Source organism: Streptomyces sp. NPDC005302 (assembly GCF_040607345.1).
In the GTDB taxonomy this organism is placed as follows: Bacteria; Actinomycetota; Actinomycetes; order Streptomycetales; family Streptomycetaceae; genus Streptomyces.
In genome coordinates, this window is the sequence record NZ_JBEXGN010000014.1 from 73,523 (window position 1) to 88,879 (window position 15,357).

General features: G+C 72.4%; 13 protein-coding genes and 1 riboswitch. Of the genes, 7 read left to right on the forward strand and 6 right to left on the reverse strand.

From position 1 onward, the window contains the following. The first annotated feature begins 249 nt into the window (after positions 1 to 249). Positions 250 to 759, forward strand: coding sequence for a DUF664 domain-containing protein (locus ABZT74_RS21530; protein ID WP_356174570.1), 510 nt, complete (start codon positions 250 to 252; stop codon positions 757 to 759). Here ABZT74_RS21530 and ABZT74_RS21535 read toward each other — a convergent pair. Together ABZT74_RS21535 and ABZT74_RS21540 are read right to left on the reverse strand one after the other, a co-directional pair. After that, positions 747 to 1,811 carry an adenosine deaminase gene (locus ABZT74_RS21535; RefSeq protein WP_356174573.1) on the reverse strand — a complete coding sequence of 355 codons (1,065 nt, stop codon included), beginning with the start codon at positions 1,809 to 1,811 and terminating at the stop codon, positions 747 to 749. The genes ABZT74_RS21530 and ABZT74_RS21535 overlap by 13 nt on opposite strands. A gap of 79 nt (positions 1,812 to 1,890) precedes the next feature. Further along, complete coding sequence (locus ABZT74_RS21540) at positions 1,891 to 2,283, reverse strand: VOC family protein (RefSeq protein ID WP_355877537.1); 393 nt, start codon at positions 2,281 to 2,283, stop codon at positions 1,891 to 1,893. A 227-nt stretch (positions 2,284 to 2,510) separates the two neighbouring features. Here ABZT74_RS21540 and ABZT74_RS21545 point away from each other — a divergent pair, with 227 nt between their 5' ends. Together ABZT74_RS21545 and sph are read left to right on the forward strand one after the other, a co-directional pair. Beyond that, positions 2,511 to 3,218 (forward strand): dienelactone hydrolase family protein, encoded by a 708-nt coding sequence (locus ABZT74_RS21545; protein WP_356174576.1) that lies wholly within the window; start codon positions 2,511 to 2,513, stop codon positions 3,216 to 3,218. 155 nt (positions 3,219 to 3,373) lie between these two features. Beyond that, positions 3,374 to 4,360 (forward strand): sphingomyelin phosphodiesterase, encoded by a 987-nt coding sequence (sph, locus tag ABZT74_RS21550; RefSeq protein ID WP_356174579.1) that lies wholly within the window; start codon positions 3,374 to 3,376, stop codon positions 4,358 to 4,360. 74 nt (positions 4,361 to 4,434) lie between these two features. On the opposite strand, the gene ABZT74_RS21555 is transcribed toward sph, so the two are convergent. Continuing rightward, the gene (locus ABZT74_RS21555) at positions 4,435 to 5,340 is read right to left on the reverse strand and encodes an aldo/keto reductase (protein WP_356174582.1); all 906 of its coding nucleotides are present in this window, start codon (positions 5,338 to 5,340) and stop codon (positions 4,435 to 4,437) included. A gap of 119 nt (positions 5,341 to 5,459) precedes the next feature. Next, the gene (locus ABZT74_RS21560; RefSeq protein WP_356174586.1) at positions 5,460 to 6,281 is read right to left on the reverse strand and encodes an alpha/beta hydrolase; all 822 of its coding nucleotides are present in this window, start codon (positions 6,279 to 6,281) and stop codon (positions 5,460 to 5,462) included. Positions 6,282 to 6,581: 300 nt separating this feature from the next. Continuing rightward, a riboswitch (TPP riboswitch) is annotated at positions 6,582 to 6,676 on the forward strand. Here ABZT74_RS21560 and ABZT74_RS21565 point away from each other — a divergent pair. The 4 genes from ABZT74_RS21565 to ABZT74_RS21580 all read left to right on the forward strand — a co-directional run bounded on the left by ABZT74_RS21565 (position 6,668) and on the right by ABZT74_RS21580 (position 11,514). Beyond that, the gene (locus tag ABZT74_RS21565) at positions 6,668 to 7,984 is read left to right on the forward strand and encodes a cytosine permease (RefSeq protein ID WP_356437223.1); all 1,317 of its coding nucleotides are present in this window, start codon (positions 6,668 to 6,670) and stop codon (positions 7,982 to 7,984) included. (Overlaps the previous riboswitch by 9 nt.) 60 nt (positions 7,985 to 8,044) lie before the next feature. Further along, the gene (gene thiD, locus ABZT74_RS21570) at positions 8,045 to 8,842 is read left to right on the forward strand and encodes a bifunctional hydroxymethylpyrimidine kinase/phosphomethylpyrimidine kinase (RefSeq protein ID WP_356174592.1); all 798 of its coding nucleotides are present in this window, start codon (positions 8,045 to 8,047) and stop codon (positions 8,840 to 8,842) included. A 187-nt stretch (positions 8,843 to 9,029) separates the two neighbouring features. Continuing rightward, a complete protein-coding gene (gene gndA / locus ABZT74_RS21575; protein ID WP_355877480.1) occupies positions 9,030 to 10,472 on the forward strand; it encodes an NADP-dependent phosphogluconate dehydrogenase in 1,443 nt (480 codons plus the stop codon). A 451-nt stretch (positions 10,473 to 10,923) separates the two neighbouring features. Continuing rightward, on the forward strand, positions 10,924 to 11,514 hold the full coding sequence (locus ABZT74_RS21580; protein ID WP_356174598.1) for a hypothetical protein: 591 nt from the start codon (positions 10,924 to 10,926) through the stop codon (positions 11,512 to 11,514). A 151-nt stretch (positions 11,515 to 11,665) separates the two neighbouring features. Here ABZT74_RS21580 and ABZT74_RS21585 read toward each other — a convergent pair whose 3' ends face one another. Together ABZT74_RS21585 and ABZT74_RS21590 are read right to left on the reverse strand one after the other, a co-directional pair. Beyond that, positions 11,666 to 14,050 (reverse strand): phosphoketolase family protein, encoded by a 2,385-nt coding sequence (locus ABZT74_RS21585; protein WP_355877475.1) that lies wholly within the window; start codon positions 14,048 to 14,050, stop codon positions 11,666 to 11,668. 208 nt (positions 14,051 to 14,258) lie between these two features. Beyond that, positions 14,259 to 15,281 carry a zinc-dependent alcohol dehydrogenase gene (locus ABZT74_RS21590; protein WP_356174601.1) on the reverse strand — a complete coding sequence of 341 codons (1,023 nt, stop codon included), beginning with the start codon at positions 15,279 to 15,281 and terminating at the stop codon, positions 14,259 to 14,261. Between the last annotated feature and the right edge of the window lie 76 nt (positions 15,282 to 15,357).

Genomic DNA, 15,357 nt, shown 5'->3' on the forward strand with positions numbered 1-15,357 from the left:
CGCCGCAGCAGACTCGTGGAGAACCTTCACGAACTGCCGGGCGGGAGTGCGGAGATGACGGATCACACACGACGGACGGTACTGCGGGGCGCGGCTCTCACCGCGGCGGCCGGCGTCCCTCGACTTCCGGAGGGTGCGGGACCCTCGACGCGTGATCGAAGGGCGGGCCCGGTGCCCCACGGCTCCCTGTCCCCCGCTCTCCCCGGACTTCGGGACGCAGGGACGGGCCCGATGCGCGATGGTGGACCCATGCATGCAAAGGACATCCTCATCGACGCGTTCGGCCGCATCCGGGAAGAAGTCCATGCCACCGTCGAGGGCCTCCTGCCGGACGCCCTCAACGCCCGTCCCGGCGAGACGGCCAACTCGATCTCCTGGCTGGTCTGGCACCTCACCCGCGTCCAGGACGACCACGTCGCCGACGCCGCCGGAACCGAACAGGTGTGGCTGACCGGGGACTGGTCGAAGCGGTTCGGTCTCGACCTGCCCCGCCGGGACACCGGATACGGCCACACCGCCGCGAAGGTGGCCCGGGTCCGGGTGGAGTCGGGTGACCTGCTGACCGGCTACCACGACGCCGTCCACGAGCGGACCGTCGAGTTCATCGGCGGCCTGGCCGCCAAGGACCTGGAGCGCGTCGTGGACGAGCGCTGGGATCCGGTGGTCACCCTCGGCGTGCGTCTGGTCAGCGTCCTGTCCGACGATCTCCAGCACGTCGGACAGGCCGCCTACGTCCGCGGTCTGGTTCAGCCGGCGTAGCCCGGGAGCACGACGTCCTCGATGAGCGCCTTGCGCTCGTCGTAGGGGATGAACGCGCTCTTGACCGCGTTCACCGTGACCGTGCGCAGGTCGTCGATGCCCCAGCCCGCCTCCTCGACGAGCAGCGCCATCTCACGCGTCATCGTCGTGCCCGACACCAGACGGTTGTCGGTGTTCAGGGTGACGCGGAAGCCCAGGTCACGCAGCGCGGTGATGGGGTGCTCGGCGATGGAACGGGCCGCGCCCGTCTGGAGGTTGGAGGTGGGGCACATCTCCAGTGCGATACGGCGGTCACGGACCCAGCCGGCGAGACGGCCGAGCTTGCCGTCCACGATGTCCTCGGTGATGCGCACACCGTGGCCGATGCGCTGGGCACCGCACACCTGGAGCGCCTGGTGGATGCTGGGCAGACCGTGCGCCTCACCGGCGTGGATGGTGAACGGGACGCTCTCGCGCCGCAGGTGCTCGAACGCGGCCAGGTGGTCGGCGGGCGGGAAGCCGTCCTCCGCGCCCGCGATGTCGAAGCCGACGACTCCGGCATCCCGGAACGCCACGGCGAGGTCGGCGATCTCCTTCGTGCGGTCGAACATCCGCATCCCGCACAGCAGCGTGCCGACCCGCACCGGGGTGCCGGCCGCGGCGGCCTTGGCCATACCGGCGGCGAGACCCTGCTGCACGGTCTCGACGACCTCGGGCAGGGTCAGCCCGCCGTTCACCATCAGCTCGGGCGCGTAACGCACCTCGCCGTAGACGACACCGTCCTCCGCGAGGTCGAGGACGTACTCCTCGGCCGTGCGCAGCAGGCCCTCGCGGGACTGCATCACCGCGAGGGTGTGCTCGAAGGTGGCTATGTAGCGCACGAGGTCACCGGAGTTGGCGGCCTCGTAGTACCAGTCGGCCAGCGCCTGCGGGTCCGTGGTCGGCAGCGTGTGGCCGACGCTCTGCGCGAGCTCGACCAGGGTGGCCGGGCGCAGGCCGCCGTCGAGGTGGTCGTGCAGCACCGCCTTGGGCAGGCGGCGGATGGTGTCGATGTCGATGCGGGGCGCGGTCATGTGCGGTGTTCCTCGGCAGGTCGTTCGGAGCGGAAGGGTGCGGGAGGTGCGGAAGGTGCGGGGTTGCGCCGGGGGCAGGTCACCCGGCGGGCTGGAGCAGGTCCCAGCGGTTGCCGTACAGATCCTGGAAGACGGCCACCGAGCCGTACGGCTCGTGGCGGGGCTCTTCCAGGAAGGTGACGCCGGCGGCGAGCATCCGGGCGTGGTCCCGGGCGAAGTCGTCGGTGTGCAGGAAGAAGCCGACGCGCCCGCCCGTCTGGTCGCCGACCCGGCCGCGCTGCTCCTCGTTCTTGGCGCGGGCCAGCAGCAGCCCGGTCCCTCCGCCGCCGGTGCCGGGCTCGACGACGACCCAGCGGGAGCCGTCCGGCCGCGGGGTGTCCTCGGCCAGGTGGAAGCCGAGGGCGTCGGTGTAGTGGCGGATCGCCTCGTCGTAGTCGTCGACGACGAGGGTGACCAGGGCGATGCGTCGCATGGGACCTCTCCAGGGTTATACGTAACACGTACCCTACGGCATCCCGTCAAGTGCTCCGGTGGGGATCGGGAGCGGATCGAGAGCGGGCACGGGGCCTGCCGCCCCTTCGACCCGGGCCGTGCGGGGCGGGGGCCGGTGACGCGGCAGCGCATGGCAGGGTGGTGATCGACTCGGGGCCGGCCCGCCGCGCCCCGCCCGACGCCCGTCCCCCACGGAAGTTGAGTGACATGTCCGAGCTGCCGCAGCCGACCGGGTCCCCGGCCCACCAGAACGTGACGTTCCCCAGCGCGGGAGGCACCGCGCACGGCTATCTGGCGCTGCCGCCGACGGGGCGCGGCCCGGGCGTGATCGTCATCCAGGAGTGGTGGGGCCTGACCGACCACATCGCCGACGTCACCGACCGGCTGGCGGCCGAGGGCTTCGTGGCGCTCGCGCCGGACCTGTACGGCGGCAACGTCGCGCACGACAGCGAGGAGGCGTTCCGGATGATGCGGGAGCTGCCCGTCGCGCGCGGTGTGGAGCTGCTCTCCGGGGCGGTCGATCATCTGCTGGGGCTGCCCGAGGTCACCTCGCGGACGGTCGCCTCGGTGGGCTTCTGCATGGGCGGCGGCTTCGTCCTCCAGCAGGCCGCGGCCGACCCGCGGGTGACCGCCGCCGTACCGTTCTACGGGGTGATCCAGGGCGAGCTGCCCGACTTCTCCCGCCTCACCGCGCAGATCCTCGGCCACTACGGCGAGGAGGACGACTCCATCCCCCTGGAGAACCTGGACCGGCTCCGCGAGGCGATCGAGGCGCAGTCCGGCATCATCCCCGACCTGCGCGTCTACCCGGCCGGGCACGCCTTCTTCAACGACCGCCGGCCGACCCACGACGCGAAGTCCTCGGCGCAGGCGTGGGAGAGCACTCTGGCCTTCCTGCACGAGCAGCTGGGCTGACAGCCGGGGCGACGCCCTCCCCGGCCCCCGCGGGTACGGCCTCCTGACGTACTTCTCGACGACATCCTTTCCGTGCACGGGAGTTACCTGACAGTAATCGCCGGTGATTTGATGTGCGGCGCCACTCAAGCCCCCCTCACCCTCAGGGAGACCCAGTGCCGCACTTCCCACCGCGCCGCGCACGGTGCGCAGCCGCTCTCGTTCTGTCGCTGACCGCCGCGGGGCTCGCCGGGGCCTCGCCCGCCTCGGCGGCCGCGGCGACGACGCCCTCCATGAAGGTGCTGACGTACAACGTCTTCCTCATGAGCAAGAACCTGTACCCCAACTGGGGCCAGGACCACCGGGCCGCGGAGATCCCGAAGACCTCGTTCTTCCGCGGGAACGACGTGGTGGTGCTGGAGGAGGCCTTCGACAACTCGGCGTCGGACGCGCTGAAGGGCGCGGCGGCGGCCGAATACCCGTATCAGACGCCCGTGGTGGGCCGCGGCAGGAGCGGCTGGGACGCCACCGGCGGCGCGTACTCCGCGACGACGCCCGAGGACGGCGGCGTCACCGTGCTGAGCAAGTGGCCGGTCCTGCGCAAGGAGCAGTACGTCTACAAGGACGCGTGCGGCTCCGACTGGTGGTCCAACAAGGGCTTCGCCTATGTGGTGTTGAACGTGAACGGGACCAAGGTGCATGTGATCGGCACGCACGCGCAGTCCACGGACTCCGGGTGCGGCACGGGTGAGGCGGCGTCGATGCGCAGCCGTCAGTTCAAGGCGATCGACGCCTTCCTCGACTCCAAGAACATTCCGGCGGACGAACAGGTGCTGGTGGCGGGCGACATGAACGTCGACTCGCGGACCACGGAGTACGCCTCCATGCTCGCGGACGCGGACCTGGTGGGCGCGGACGCGCGGACCGGGCACCCGTACTCCTTCGACACCGTGCAGAACTCGATCGCCCTCGACCGCTACCCGGACGACCCCCGTGAGGATCTCGACTACGTCCTGCACCGGGCGGGGCACGCGCGCCCCGCCGGCTGGACGAACGAGGTGGTCAAGGAGCAGTGCGCCCCCTGGACGGTGTCCAGTTGGGGCACCGACTCCACGTACACGAACCTCTCGGACCACTATCCGCTGAGGGCCTCGGCCGGCTGAGTCGGCCGGCTCCGCGGGCCTGCGAGCCCCTGTCCCCGCGTCCGCGTGATCGAGGCGGGGACGGGGGTCCGGTCTCAGGCCCCCGCGTGCGACGCGTCGAGGCGGGCGAGTTCCGCGTCCGTCAGGCGCAGGGCGCCCGCCGCGACGTTCTCGGCCAGGTGGTCCGGGTTGCCCGTGCCGGGGATGGCGAGCACGTTCGGGCCCTGTCGCAGGGTCCAGGCGATGCGGATCTGCGCGGGGGTCGCGTCGTGCGCCGCGGCGACGGCGCGCACCTCGGCGTCCGTCGCGTCGCCCTCGGGGACCAGCTCGCCGCCCTTGCCCGCGATCGCGTAGAACGGGACGAAGGCGATGCCGAGTTCGCCGCAGGCCCGCAGGAGGGCGTCGTTCTCGGGTGAGGCGCCGCCGAGCCCGTACCGGTTCTGCACGGAGACCACGGGGGCGATGGCGCGGGCCTCGTCGAGGTGGGCGATGCCGACGTCGGAGATACCGAGATGCCGGATCATTCCGGCGTCGCGCAGTTCGGCGAGTGCTCCGAAGTGCTCGGCGATGGAGTCCTGTCGCATGCGGCGGAGATAGACCAGGTCCAGGTGGTCGCGGCCGAGCTGCCGCAGGTTCTCCTCGACGTGGGCGCGCAGTTGGTCGGGCCGGGCCGAGGTGCCCCACTCCCCCGCGTAGTCGCGGAACGGCCCGACCTTGGTGGCGATGACCAGGTCGTCGGCGTACGGGGCGAGGGCGCTGTTGATCAGTTCGTTCGCGGAGCGCAGCGAGGAGAAGTAGAAGGCGGCGGTGTCGATGTGGTCCACGCCCAGCTCGACCGCCCGGCGCAGCACGGCGATCGAACGCTCGCGCTCGCTCGGCGTCCCGTGGTGGAAGGCCGCGCTGCCCGTCAGGCGCATCGCGCCGAAGCCGACGCGGCTGACGGTGAGGTCGCCCAGTGTCCAGGTGCCCGCGGCGGACGCGGTGATCGTTTCTGCGGTCATCGCGGCAGTTTCGCACACGCCTTTGAGGAAGCCGTTCGGTCAGGCGTCGCCGGTCAGCGCCCTGCGCCCACCCGTCGTTGGGGTGCGACGCGCCGAAGTGGCCTTCGGTGAACCGGGGTTCAGCTGGTGCCGGGGCGGGCGATCCGTGCGGCGAAGGCGGCGATGTCGGCGACCACGCGCTCGGGCTGTTCCCAGTGGACGGCGTGGCCCGCGTTCTCGTACGGGAGGAAGTCGGCTCCGTGGACCGCGTCCAGGACCGTCTGCTGGTCGTCACGGGTCAGGAAACGGTCCTGTTCGCCCCACACGACGAGGGTGGGCACCAGGATGCCCGCGAGGGTCGCGCCGAGATCGGCGTCGAGGAGACCGCGCCCGGTCTCCTGCCAGACGTGGGCCGGGAGTTTGAGGCCCTCCTCGACCAGCGTCTCGACGAAGCCGCGGGCGAGCGGGGCCGCGGTCATGCCGGTGACGAACTCCTCGACGAACGCCCGGGGCACGGGGTCGGCGAGACCGTCCAGGCGCTTGCGCCACGCGTCGGCCGCGGGCTTGTCCGCGAGGGTGCCGGGGACGCCGAGCAGGACGAGCCCGGCGATGCGGTCGGGATGGCTGCCGGCGACGATCCGCGCGGCTACGCCGCCGGTGGACGCCGCCACGAGTACGGCGCGCGGGATGCCGGCCGCGTCGAGGAAGGCGACCAGGTCGGCCGCGAAGTCGTCGGGGGTGTAGCCGTCCGGCGGGCGGCCGGCGTCGCCGTGGCCGCGCTGGGTGGGCGCGTACCCGTGCAGTGACGGCGGAAGGCGTCGAAGGAGGGGCTCGAAGGACCACCAGGAGTCGGCGAGACCGTGCACGAAGACGACCGGCGTACCACTGGGGTAGCCGGCTTCGGCGTACGGAAGGGTCAGCTCCTCGTTCACCTGCGCGGACTTCAGGGAGATCACGGTCACGGCGCCCTGCCTCCTTCCGCCCGGCCACCCGGGTCCGGGAACCCGGGAACGGAGAGCGGGCGGCGATCACCTCCGACAGTACCGACGGGAGGCACCCGGCGCGCTGCGGGTGGCCCGACCGGGGGCCGCGGAAGCGGCGCGAGCGGACGCGGGCCGCTCGCGGTGACCCGGGCCCGCCTCGCGAAGGAGGTCCGCCGGTCCGCCGGTCCGCCGGTCCGTGCGGAGCAGGCCGAGCGGGCGGAGCGATGGGCGCAGGTCCGCCATACACAGGAGCGCGGGGATGGGGTTAGTGTGTCCGTCGTACCGGACACGGGGTGCCCCGTCCGAGGGCTGAGATCACACCCGTCGAACCTGAACCAGTTCGTACTGGCGGAGGGATGTCTTTCATGCCATTGGCGCATGTTTCCGGCGGGCTGCCCGCCGACAGCCGGCCGATCGTCTTCGACGGGTCGATGCCCGCGGCTCCCGGCGATCTGCGGGTGGAGGGGCACGGCATCGAGCCCGTCCCCGAGAGCAACCGGTACGGCGGGCCCTGGCGCCTGTTCACCGTGTGGTTCGCCCCGAACCTCACGATGACGGGCGTGTTCACCGGCACCATCGGCGTCGCGCTCGGTCTGGACTTCGGCACCGCCCTCACGGCGGTCGTCCTCGGGACCGTGGTCGGGGCCCTGCCCACCGCCTACCTGAGCACTTGGGGCGGCCTCACCGGAACGGGCCAACTCCCGCTCGCCCGGCTCGCGTTCGGCCGGGCGGTCGCCCTGCCCGGACTGCTCCAGTGGCTGTCCTCGGTGGCCTGGGACGCGCTGATCGGGCTGTTCGGCGGGGACGCGCTGGCGCGGTTGTGCGGCTGGCCGTTCTGGGTCGGCGTGCTCGTGATGATGGCGGCGCAGGGGGCACTCGGTGTCCTCGGCTACGAGGCCATCCACCGCCTGCAGATCGTCATGACCTTCGTGCTCGCGGTCGCGTTCGCCGTGATCGCCTGGCGGATGCTGGACGGCGTCCACCCCGCCACCACCGGCTCCGCGACCGGCGCGGACCACATGGGGGCGTTCGTGCTCACCAGCACCATCGCGCTCAGCCTGTCACTGTCCTGGGCTCCGTACGCCAGTGACTTCAGCCGCTATCTGCCGCGCGCCACCTCCCGTCCGCGGATGTTCTGGTGCACCCTGCTCGGCCTCGTCGTGTCCTTCGTCGCCGTGCAGGCCCTCGGTCTGTGGGGCGCGTCCGTGCTGACCGACCAGACGGCGGCGGGTGTCGAGGAGTTGCTGGGCGGCGGGGCGGCGGGCGCGTTCGGACTGCTCGCCGTGGCGCTGGCGGCCGCGCTGGCCGCCGCGCTCGGGTTCCCGCTCGTGCTCTGGATGCACGCGGCGGACACCACCGCCCGCTTCCAGAACGTGCTGCTGTTCGTGGGCTACTGGATCCCCGGGTTCGTCGCGATCGTCGTCGTCGACTGGATCGCCCGCGCCCGTGAACGTGCCGGTGCCCCCGTCGACCTCGCCGTCGAGACCGCGCGCCCGTTCCCGGCGTGGCCGTCCCTGCTGGCCTTCGTCGCCGCGTTCGGCGCGGCCGTTCCGTTCATGGACACCGGCCTGTACGTGGGTCCGGTGGCCGACGCGCTGCACGGCGCCGACTTCTCCTACTACGTCGCGTTCCTCGTCGCCCTCGCCCTCTACACGCCCCTGCGACTGCGCCGCCGCGCCTAGGGCGGCCCGGAACACCTCGCACCGTCGGGCCCGTTGCCGTACCCCGAGAGGAACCCACGTATGACCACGCCGCCCCGCGTCCTGACGATCGCCGGATCCGACTCCGGCGGAGGCGCCGGAATCCAGGCCGACCTGAAGACGATGCTGGCGCTCGGCGCCCACGGGATGAGTGTGCTCACCGCGGTGACCGCGCAGAACTCCGTGGGTGTGCAGGGGGCCTGGGAGCTGTCCGAGGACGCGGTGCGTGCCCAGTACCGCAGTGTCGTCGACGACATCGGCGTCCAGGCCGTCAAGACGGGCATGTTGTCGTCGCCCGCCCTCGTCACGACGGTTGCCGAACTCCTGGCGGACGTGGGAGTACCGGTCGTCGTCGACCCGGTGAGCGTCTCCAAGCACGGGGACCGGCTGCTGGCGGACGACGCGCTCGACGCCGTACGGAACCGGCTGCTGCCGCGGGCGACGGTGGCCACCCCGAACCTCGACGAGGTCGCCCAGCTCACGGGATTGAAGGTGACGGACGAGGAGGGCATGCGGCGGGCCGCCGACCGGCTCCTCGCCCACGGCCCGCGCTGGGTGCTGGTGAAGGGCGGCCATCTGCCGGGAGAAGCCGTCGACCTGCTCACCGACGGGACGGCGGAGCACTGGCTGCGCGCGCCCCGCCACGACAACCGGCATACGCACGGCACCGGTTGCACCCTCGCGTCGGCCGTCGCGGTCGGCCTGGCCGAGGGCCTTGCCGTACCGGACGCCGTGCGGCGTGCCAAGGAGTACGTGACCGCGGCGATCGAGGCCGGATTCCCCCTCGGCTCCGGCATCGGACCGGTGGACCACGGATGGGCGCTGCGCCGGGGCGCGTAAGCCGGGCCGGCCCTCCGGGAGTCGGCCGGAACACCCTCCGGACGGACCGGACACACACTCTCGTGCACCAGCCGGTGCCGGCGGTGAACATGACGGCCCCCGCCGTGCGTACTGATCGGCACAGCGACAGTCGTCTGCTCGCCCGTCAGGTACGCGGGGACGCAGATCCGGATCCAAGGAGCACACCATGAAGGCGACCGCGCAGATCGGCGTCACAGGGCTCGCCGTGATGGGCCGCAACCTGGCCCGCAACTTCGCCCGGAACGGCTACACCGTCGCCGTCCACAACCGCACCCCCGCCCGGACCAAGGCCCTCATCGAGGAGTTCGGTCACGAGGGGGCCTTCGTGCCGGCCGAGTCCGCCGAGGAGTTCGTCGCGGCACTGGAACGCCCCCGCCGCCTGATGATCATGGTGCAGGCGGGTTCGGCCACCGACGCCGTCATCGACGAGTTCGTCCCGCTCCTCGAGGACGGCGACATGATCATCGACGGCGGCAACGCGCACTTCACCGACACCCGTCGCCGTGAGCAGTCGCTGCGCGAGCGCGGCATCCACTTCGTCGGCGCCGGGGTGTCCGGCGGCGAGGAGGGCGCCCTGCACGGCCCGAGCATCATGCCCGGCGGCTCACCGGAGTCGTACGCCTCACTCGGCCCGATGTTCGAGTCGATCAGCGCCAAGGTGGACGGCGAGCCCTGTGCCACGCACATCGGCACGGACGGCGCCGGCCACTTCGTGAAGATGGTGCACAACGGCATCGAGTACGCCGACATGCAGCTGATCGGCGAGGCCTACGACCTGCTCCGCCGGGTGGGCGGCTACACGCCCGCGCAGATCGCGGAGATCTTCCGGCGCTGGAACAGGGGCCGTCTCGACTCGTACCTGATCGAGATCACCGCCGAGGTCCTCGCGCACAAGGACGCCGCGACCGGGGAGCCGTTCGTGGACGTCGTGGTCGACGCGGCGGGGCAGAAGGGCACCGGCCGCTGGACCGTGCAGACCGCCCTCGACCTCGGCTCCCCGGTCACCGCCATCGCGCAGGCGACCTTCGCGCGTGCCGCCTCCAGTCAGGCCGCGCTGCGCGCCGCCTACCGCGACCTGCCCGGCGGCACCCACTGGGACCTGTCCGCGACGGAGGCCGAGCGGTTCACCAGCCAGGTCGAACACGCCCTGTACGCCTCGAAGTTGATCGCCTACGACCAGGGCTGGAAGATGATCCTGGACGCCGCCGCCGAGTACGGCTGGGACATCGACCTCGGCGAGGTGGCGAAGATCTGGCGCGGCGGCTGCATCGTCCGGGCCGCGTTCCTCGACCGGATCCGGGCCGCCTACGCCGTCGATCCGGGCCTCGTCAGCCTGCTCTCGGACGCGGGCTTCGCGACCGAGATCAAGGACGCGCAGGTTCCGTGGCGCGAGGTCGTCGCCACGGCCACCCGCCGAGGCGTTCCGGTGCCCGCCTTCTCCGCCGCCCTGTCGTACTACGACACCCTGCGCGCCGACCGGCTGCCCGCCGCCCTCACCCAGGGCCAGCGCGACTTCTTCGGCGCCCACACCTACCGGCGCACCGACCGCGAGGGCAGCTTCCACACCCTCTGGGGGGAGAGCTCGCGGGAGGAGACCGAGGTGCTGTGACGCCCGCCGGGACCGGGGCCGGCGCCCGGTCCCCCGGGCTCCCGGGACGGGGCCCCGGCAGGTTCGCCAGTTCCTCCAGGAACCGGGCTGCTCGCGCTCGCCGGAGGGCCTCACGGTCCCGGCGGTGCGTCCCGCCTCGGTCGCCGCTCGGGCCGGTCGGCGGACCCCGCAGCTCCTCGCCGCGGCCGGCGCCCGGCCCCCGCCCGTGGGCGCGCAGCCGCCGGCGCGAGCCGGACGACGGTGATCCGCGACGGCGGGCCGAGCCGCCCCGGTGCCCGATCCGAAGCCGTCCGACAGCGGCGGCGCCACCCGGCATCGTGTGCCTGACCGGGCCTGATGCCGCCGCCCGGCGCTGCCCGGTGCGCGTCCCCGGGCCCGTCCGCCACCGCCCCCGCTCGCGCCCGCCCCGATCCGCTTGCAGTGTTGGGGGTGTAGCTAGGAGGTGCGGTCCATGCGCGGAGCACAGGGAGCACAGGGTGCGAGGCAGTGGTGCTGGCGCTGGCGGAGGAATCCGCTGCGGCGCCGGGACGACCTCGTCGAGGCGTGGATCGTGCTGATCGTCTGGACGGTGATCCTGCTGGGCGGGGCCCTCGCCGGCCTGATGACGGCCCGCGCGGCCGGAGCGTCCTTCGACCGGCTGCGCAACGACCGGCACCCCGTCCCGGCCGTGCTGGTGGACAGCACCGGCTCGGCGGTGTCCGGTGAGGGCTCGGGCTACGAACAGGTCCGGGCGGCGGTCCGCTGGACCGCTCCGGACGGCTCGCCCCGCAGCGGCCGCGCCCTGGTGGACGCCGGGCACAAGGCCGGCTCGCACGTCGTGATCTGGATGGACGGCAAGGGGCAGCTCACCGGCGCGCCGCCCACCACCGGCGCCGCCGCCACCGAGGCGGGCCTGCTCGGAGCGGGCGCGGCGGTGGCCCTCGGCGGGGTGGCCCTCGCCGTCGGCGGATTCGCCCGCTGGCGGCTCGACCAGCGTCGCTACGACCGCTGGGGACGCGAGTGGGAGAAGCTCGGGCCGCAGTGGGGGCACAAGACACCGTGACGCAAGTCCGGCCACGCCCCTCCGCTGCCCCTGCCCGGCCGGTCATCTCCTGAGCCGGGCACGCCTCCCGGCCCTCGGCCGACCGGCCACCCTGCTACCGATTGCCGATTCCCCTTTTCCCGATTCCCCGGTTCCCCGATTCCCGTTCCGCTCAGCCGCTCCACGTCCAGTCCGCGACCTCGGGCAGGTCAGTGCCGTGCTCACGGATCCAGACGTGGTGGCGGGAGCGGGCGTCCTCCATCCGCTGGCGCACGGTGGCGGCGCGGACGCCGAGTCCGGGGACCCGGTCGATGACGTCCATGACGAGCCGGTAGCGGTCCAGGTCGTTGCGGACGACCATGTCGAACGGTGTCGTCGTGGTGCCCATCTCCTTGTAGCCGCGCACATGGAGGTTCGCGTGCCCGTTGCGGCGGTAGGCGAGGCGGTGGATGAGCCAGGGATAGCCGTGGTACGCGAAGATCACCGGTTTGTCGGCGGTGAACAGCCCGTCGTACTCGAAGTCGCTCATCCCGTGCGGGTGTTCCTCGCGCGGCAGCAGCCGGGTCATGTCGACGACGTTGACGACCCGGAAGGTGACCTCGGGCAGGTGGCGGCGGAGCAGGTCGGCGGCTGCCAGCACCTCCTGGGTGGGGACGTCGCCCGCACAGGCGAGGACGACCTCCGGTTCACGCCCGACGCCCGGCGAGCCCGCCCACTCCCAGATGCCGGCGCCGCGCGCGCAGTGGTCGCGGGCCTGGTCCATGGACAGCCAGTCGAAGCAGGGCTGTTTGCCGGCGACGACGACGTTCACGTAGTCGCGGCTGCGCAGCACGTGGTCCGCCACGGACAACAGGGTGTTGGCGTCCGGCGGCAGGTAGACGCGCACGACCTCGGGGCTCTTGTTCAGGACGTGGTCGACGAACCCGGGGTCCTGGTGCGAGAAGCCGTTGTGGTCCTGGCGCCAGACGTGCGACGTCAGAAGGTAGTTGAGAGAGGCGATGGGGGCACGCCAGGCCAACTCGCGCGATGTCTTGAGCCACTTGATGTGCTGGTTGACCATCGAGTCGACGATGTGCACGAACGCCTCGTAGCAGGAGAACAGACCGTGCCGACCGGTGAGGAGGTATCCCTCCAGCCAGCCCTGGCAGAGGTGTTCGGACAGCACCTCCATGACGCGGCCGTGCCGTTCGAGGTGTTCGTCCACCGGAAGGGTCTCGGCCTGCCATGCCTTGCCGCTGGCGTGGAAGACCGCATCCAGTCGGTTCGAGGCGGTCTCGTCGGGGCCCACGAGCCGGAAGTCGCGGCGTTCGGCGGTCTCCCGCATGACGTGTTCGAGGAGGGCGCCGAGGACCCGGGTCGGCTCGTGCAGGGTGACGCCCGGCTTGTCGACCGGGACGGCGAAGCGCTCCAGGGGCGGCAGCGGCAGGTCCCGGACGAGAAGGCCGCCGTTGGCGTGCGGGGTGGCACCGAGCCGCCGGTCGCCGTCGGGCACGCAGGCCAGCACGTCGGCGACCGGACGCCCCCCGTCGTCGAAGAGTTCCTCGGGGCGGTAGGAGCGCAGCCACTCCTCCAACTGCCGCAGGTGTTCCGGGTTCTCGCGGACCTGGGCCAAGGGGACCTGGTGGGCGCGCCAGGTGCCCTCGACGGGTTCGCCGTCGACGACGGCGGGGCCGGTCCAGCCCTTCGGGGTGCGCAGCACGATCATGGGCCAGCGGGCGCGTTCGGTCACGCCCTCCTCGCGGGCCGTGCGCTGGAGGATCGCGATCCGGTCGAGGGCCCGGTCGAACGCCGCGGCCATGGCGCGGTGCACCTCGGCGGGGTCGTCGCCGGTGACGTGGATCGGGTCGTGGCCGTATCCGCGCAGCAGGTCGTCGAGTTCCTCCTCGGGGAGCCTGGCGAGCACGGTCGGGTTGGCGATCTTGTAGCCGTTGAGGTGCAGGATCGGCAGGACCGCGCCGTCGTTGACCGGGTCGAGGAACTTGTTGGAGTGCCAGGACGCGGCGAGTGGTCCCGTCTCCGCCTCGCCGTCGCCGACGACACAGGTGACCAGCAGGTCCGGGTTGTCGAGGGCGGCGCCGTAGGCGTGGGCGAGGGAGTAGCCGAGTTCGCCGCCCTCGTGGATCGAGCCGGGCGTCTCGGGAGCGACATGGCTCGGGACACCGCCGGGGAAGGAGAACTGCCGGAAGAGTTTCCCCATGCCCTCGGCGTCGCGGGACACGGAGGGGTAGGTCTGGCTGTAGGTGCCCTCCAGCCAGGAGTTGGCCAGCACGGCCGGCCCGCCGTGCCCGGGCCCCCACACGCACAGCGCGTCGATCCCGCGTGCCTTGATCACCCGGTTGAGGTGGGTGTGGACGAGGTTGAGACCGGGGGACGTGCCCCAGTGCCCGAGAAGGCGGGGCTTGAGGTGGGCGGGGGTCAGGGGCTCGGTGAGGAGCGGGTTCGCGAGCAGGTAGATCTGGCCCACGGCAAGGTAGTTGGCTGCCCGCCAGTGGGCGTCGAGGATCCGGAGTTCGTCGTCGGTCAGTGCGGTGCTGTCCTGGTGTTCGGGCTCGGGCATGGTGACTCCGTACGTCATCGGGCTACGGCGGCGAGCAGGTCATCGGGGAGCACGTCGGCAGGGCGGGCGGGGCGGCCGGGCAGGGGGCGCGTCACCGGGAGGGGGCGGCGGCGCCGTGCGGGTCGGACGAGAGGCAGGCACCGGAGAACCGGGACCGCTCCGTCCACGGTTCCGGTGAGCGGTGCGGAGGGGCGGATGGCCACGGCGGTCACCCTCCCTCGCCGAGGTCGAAGACGATCCGGGCCTGGATCCGGCCGGCCAGCACCTCGTCGATCGACTCGTTGACCGAGGCGAGGGGCCGGGTCTCGCGGATCACCCGGGTCCGGCCCGCCGCGTGCAGGTCGAAGACCTCGGCGAGGTCCTGCCGGGTTCCCACGATGGAGCCGATCACGGAGATGCCGTTCAGCACGGTGTCGAAGATCGGGACCGGGATCGTGCCGTGCGCCGGCATCGCGACCAGCACGAGCCTACCGCCGCGCCGCAGCCCGGTGTAGACCGCCGAGAAGGCGGCCTCGTTCACCGCGAGGGCCAGCGCCGCGTGCGCCCCGCCGTGGTGTCGGAGCACCTCGCCGGGGTCCTCCTCGCGGGCGTCGATGACGATGTCGGCGCCGAGTTCCCGGGCGAGGGCGAGTTTCTCGTCGGTGACGTCGATCGCCGCCACGGTCGCGCCGGCGATCTTCGCGTACTGCACGGCCAGATGACCGAGCCCGCCCACGCCGGAGACGGCCACCAACTGGCCGGCCCTGACCTCGGCGACCTTCAGGGCCTTGTACGTGGTGACGCCGGCGCAGGTCAGCGGGGCCGCGTCCAGCGGATCGATCCCGGCGGGCACCGGCTGGGCGAAGTCGGACCAGGCGAGCATCTTCTCGGCGTAGCCGCCGTCGCACCCGTATCCGGTGTTGATCTGCTGCTCGCACAGCGTCTCCCAGCCGGAGAGGCAGTGCTCGCAGCGTCCGCAGGTCCTGCCCAGCCAGGGCACGGCGACCCGCTGTCCCGGGGCGAGGTGGGTGACGCCGTCGCCCAGCGCCTCGACCAGGCCGACGCCCTCGTGTCCGGGTACGAACGGCGGGCTCGGCCTGACCGGCCAGTCGCCGCGGGCCGCGTGGATGTCGGTGTGGCACAGCCCGGAGGCCTCCACCCGCACCCGGACCTGCCCGGGCCCCGGCTCCGGGTCGGGGCGTTCCTCGATGACCAGCCGCTCACCGAACGCCCGGACGACTGCTGCCTTCATCGAAGCCTCTCCTCGCGCACACCGGTCCCCTCGACACGGTGCCCGCAACCGCGGGGATCCGCAGCGCGATACCGCC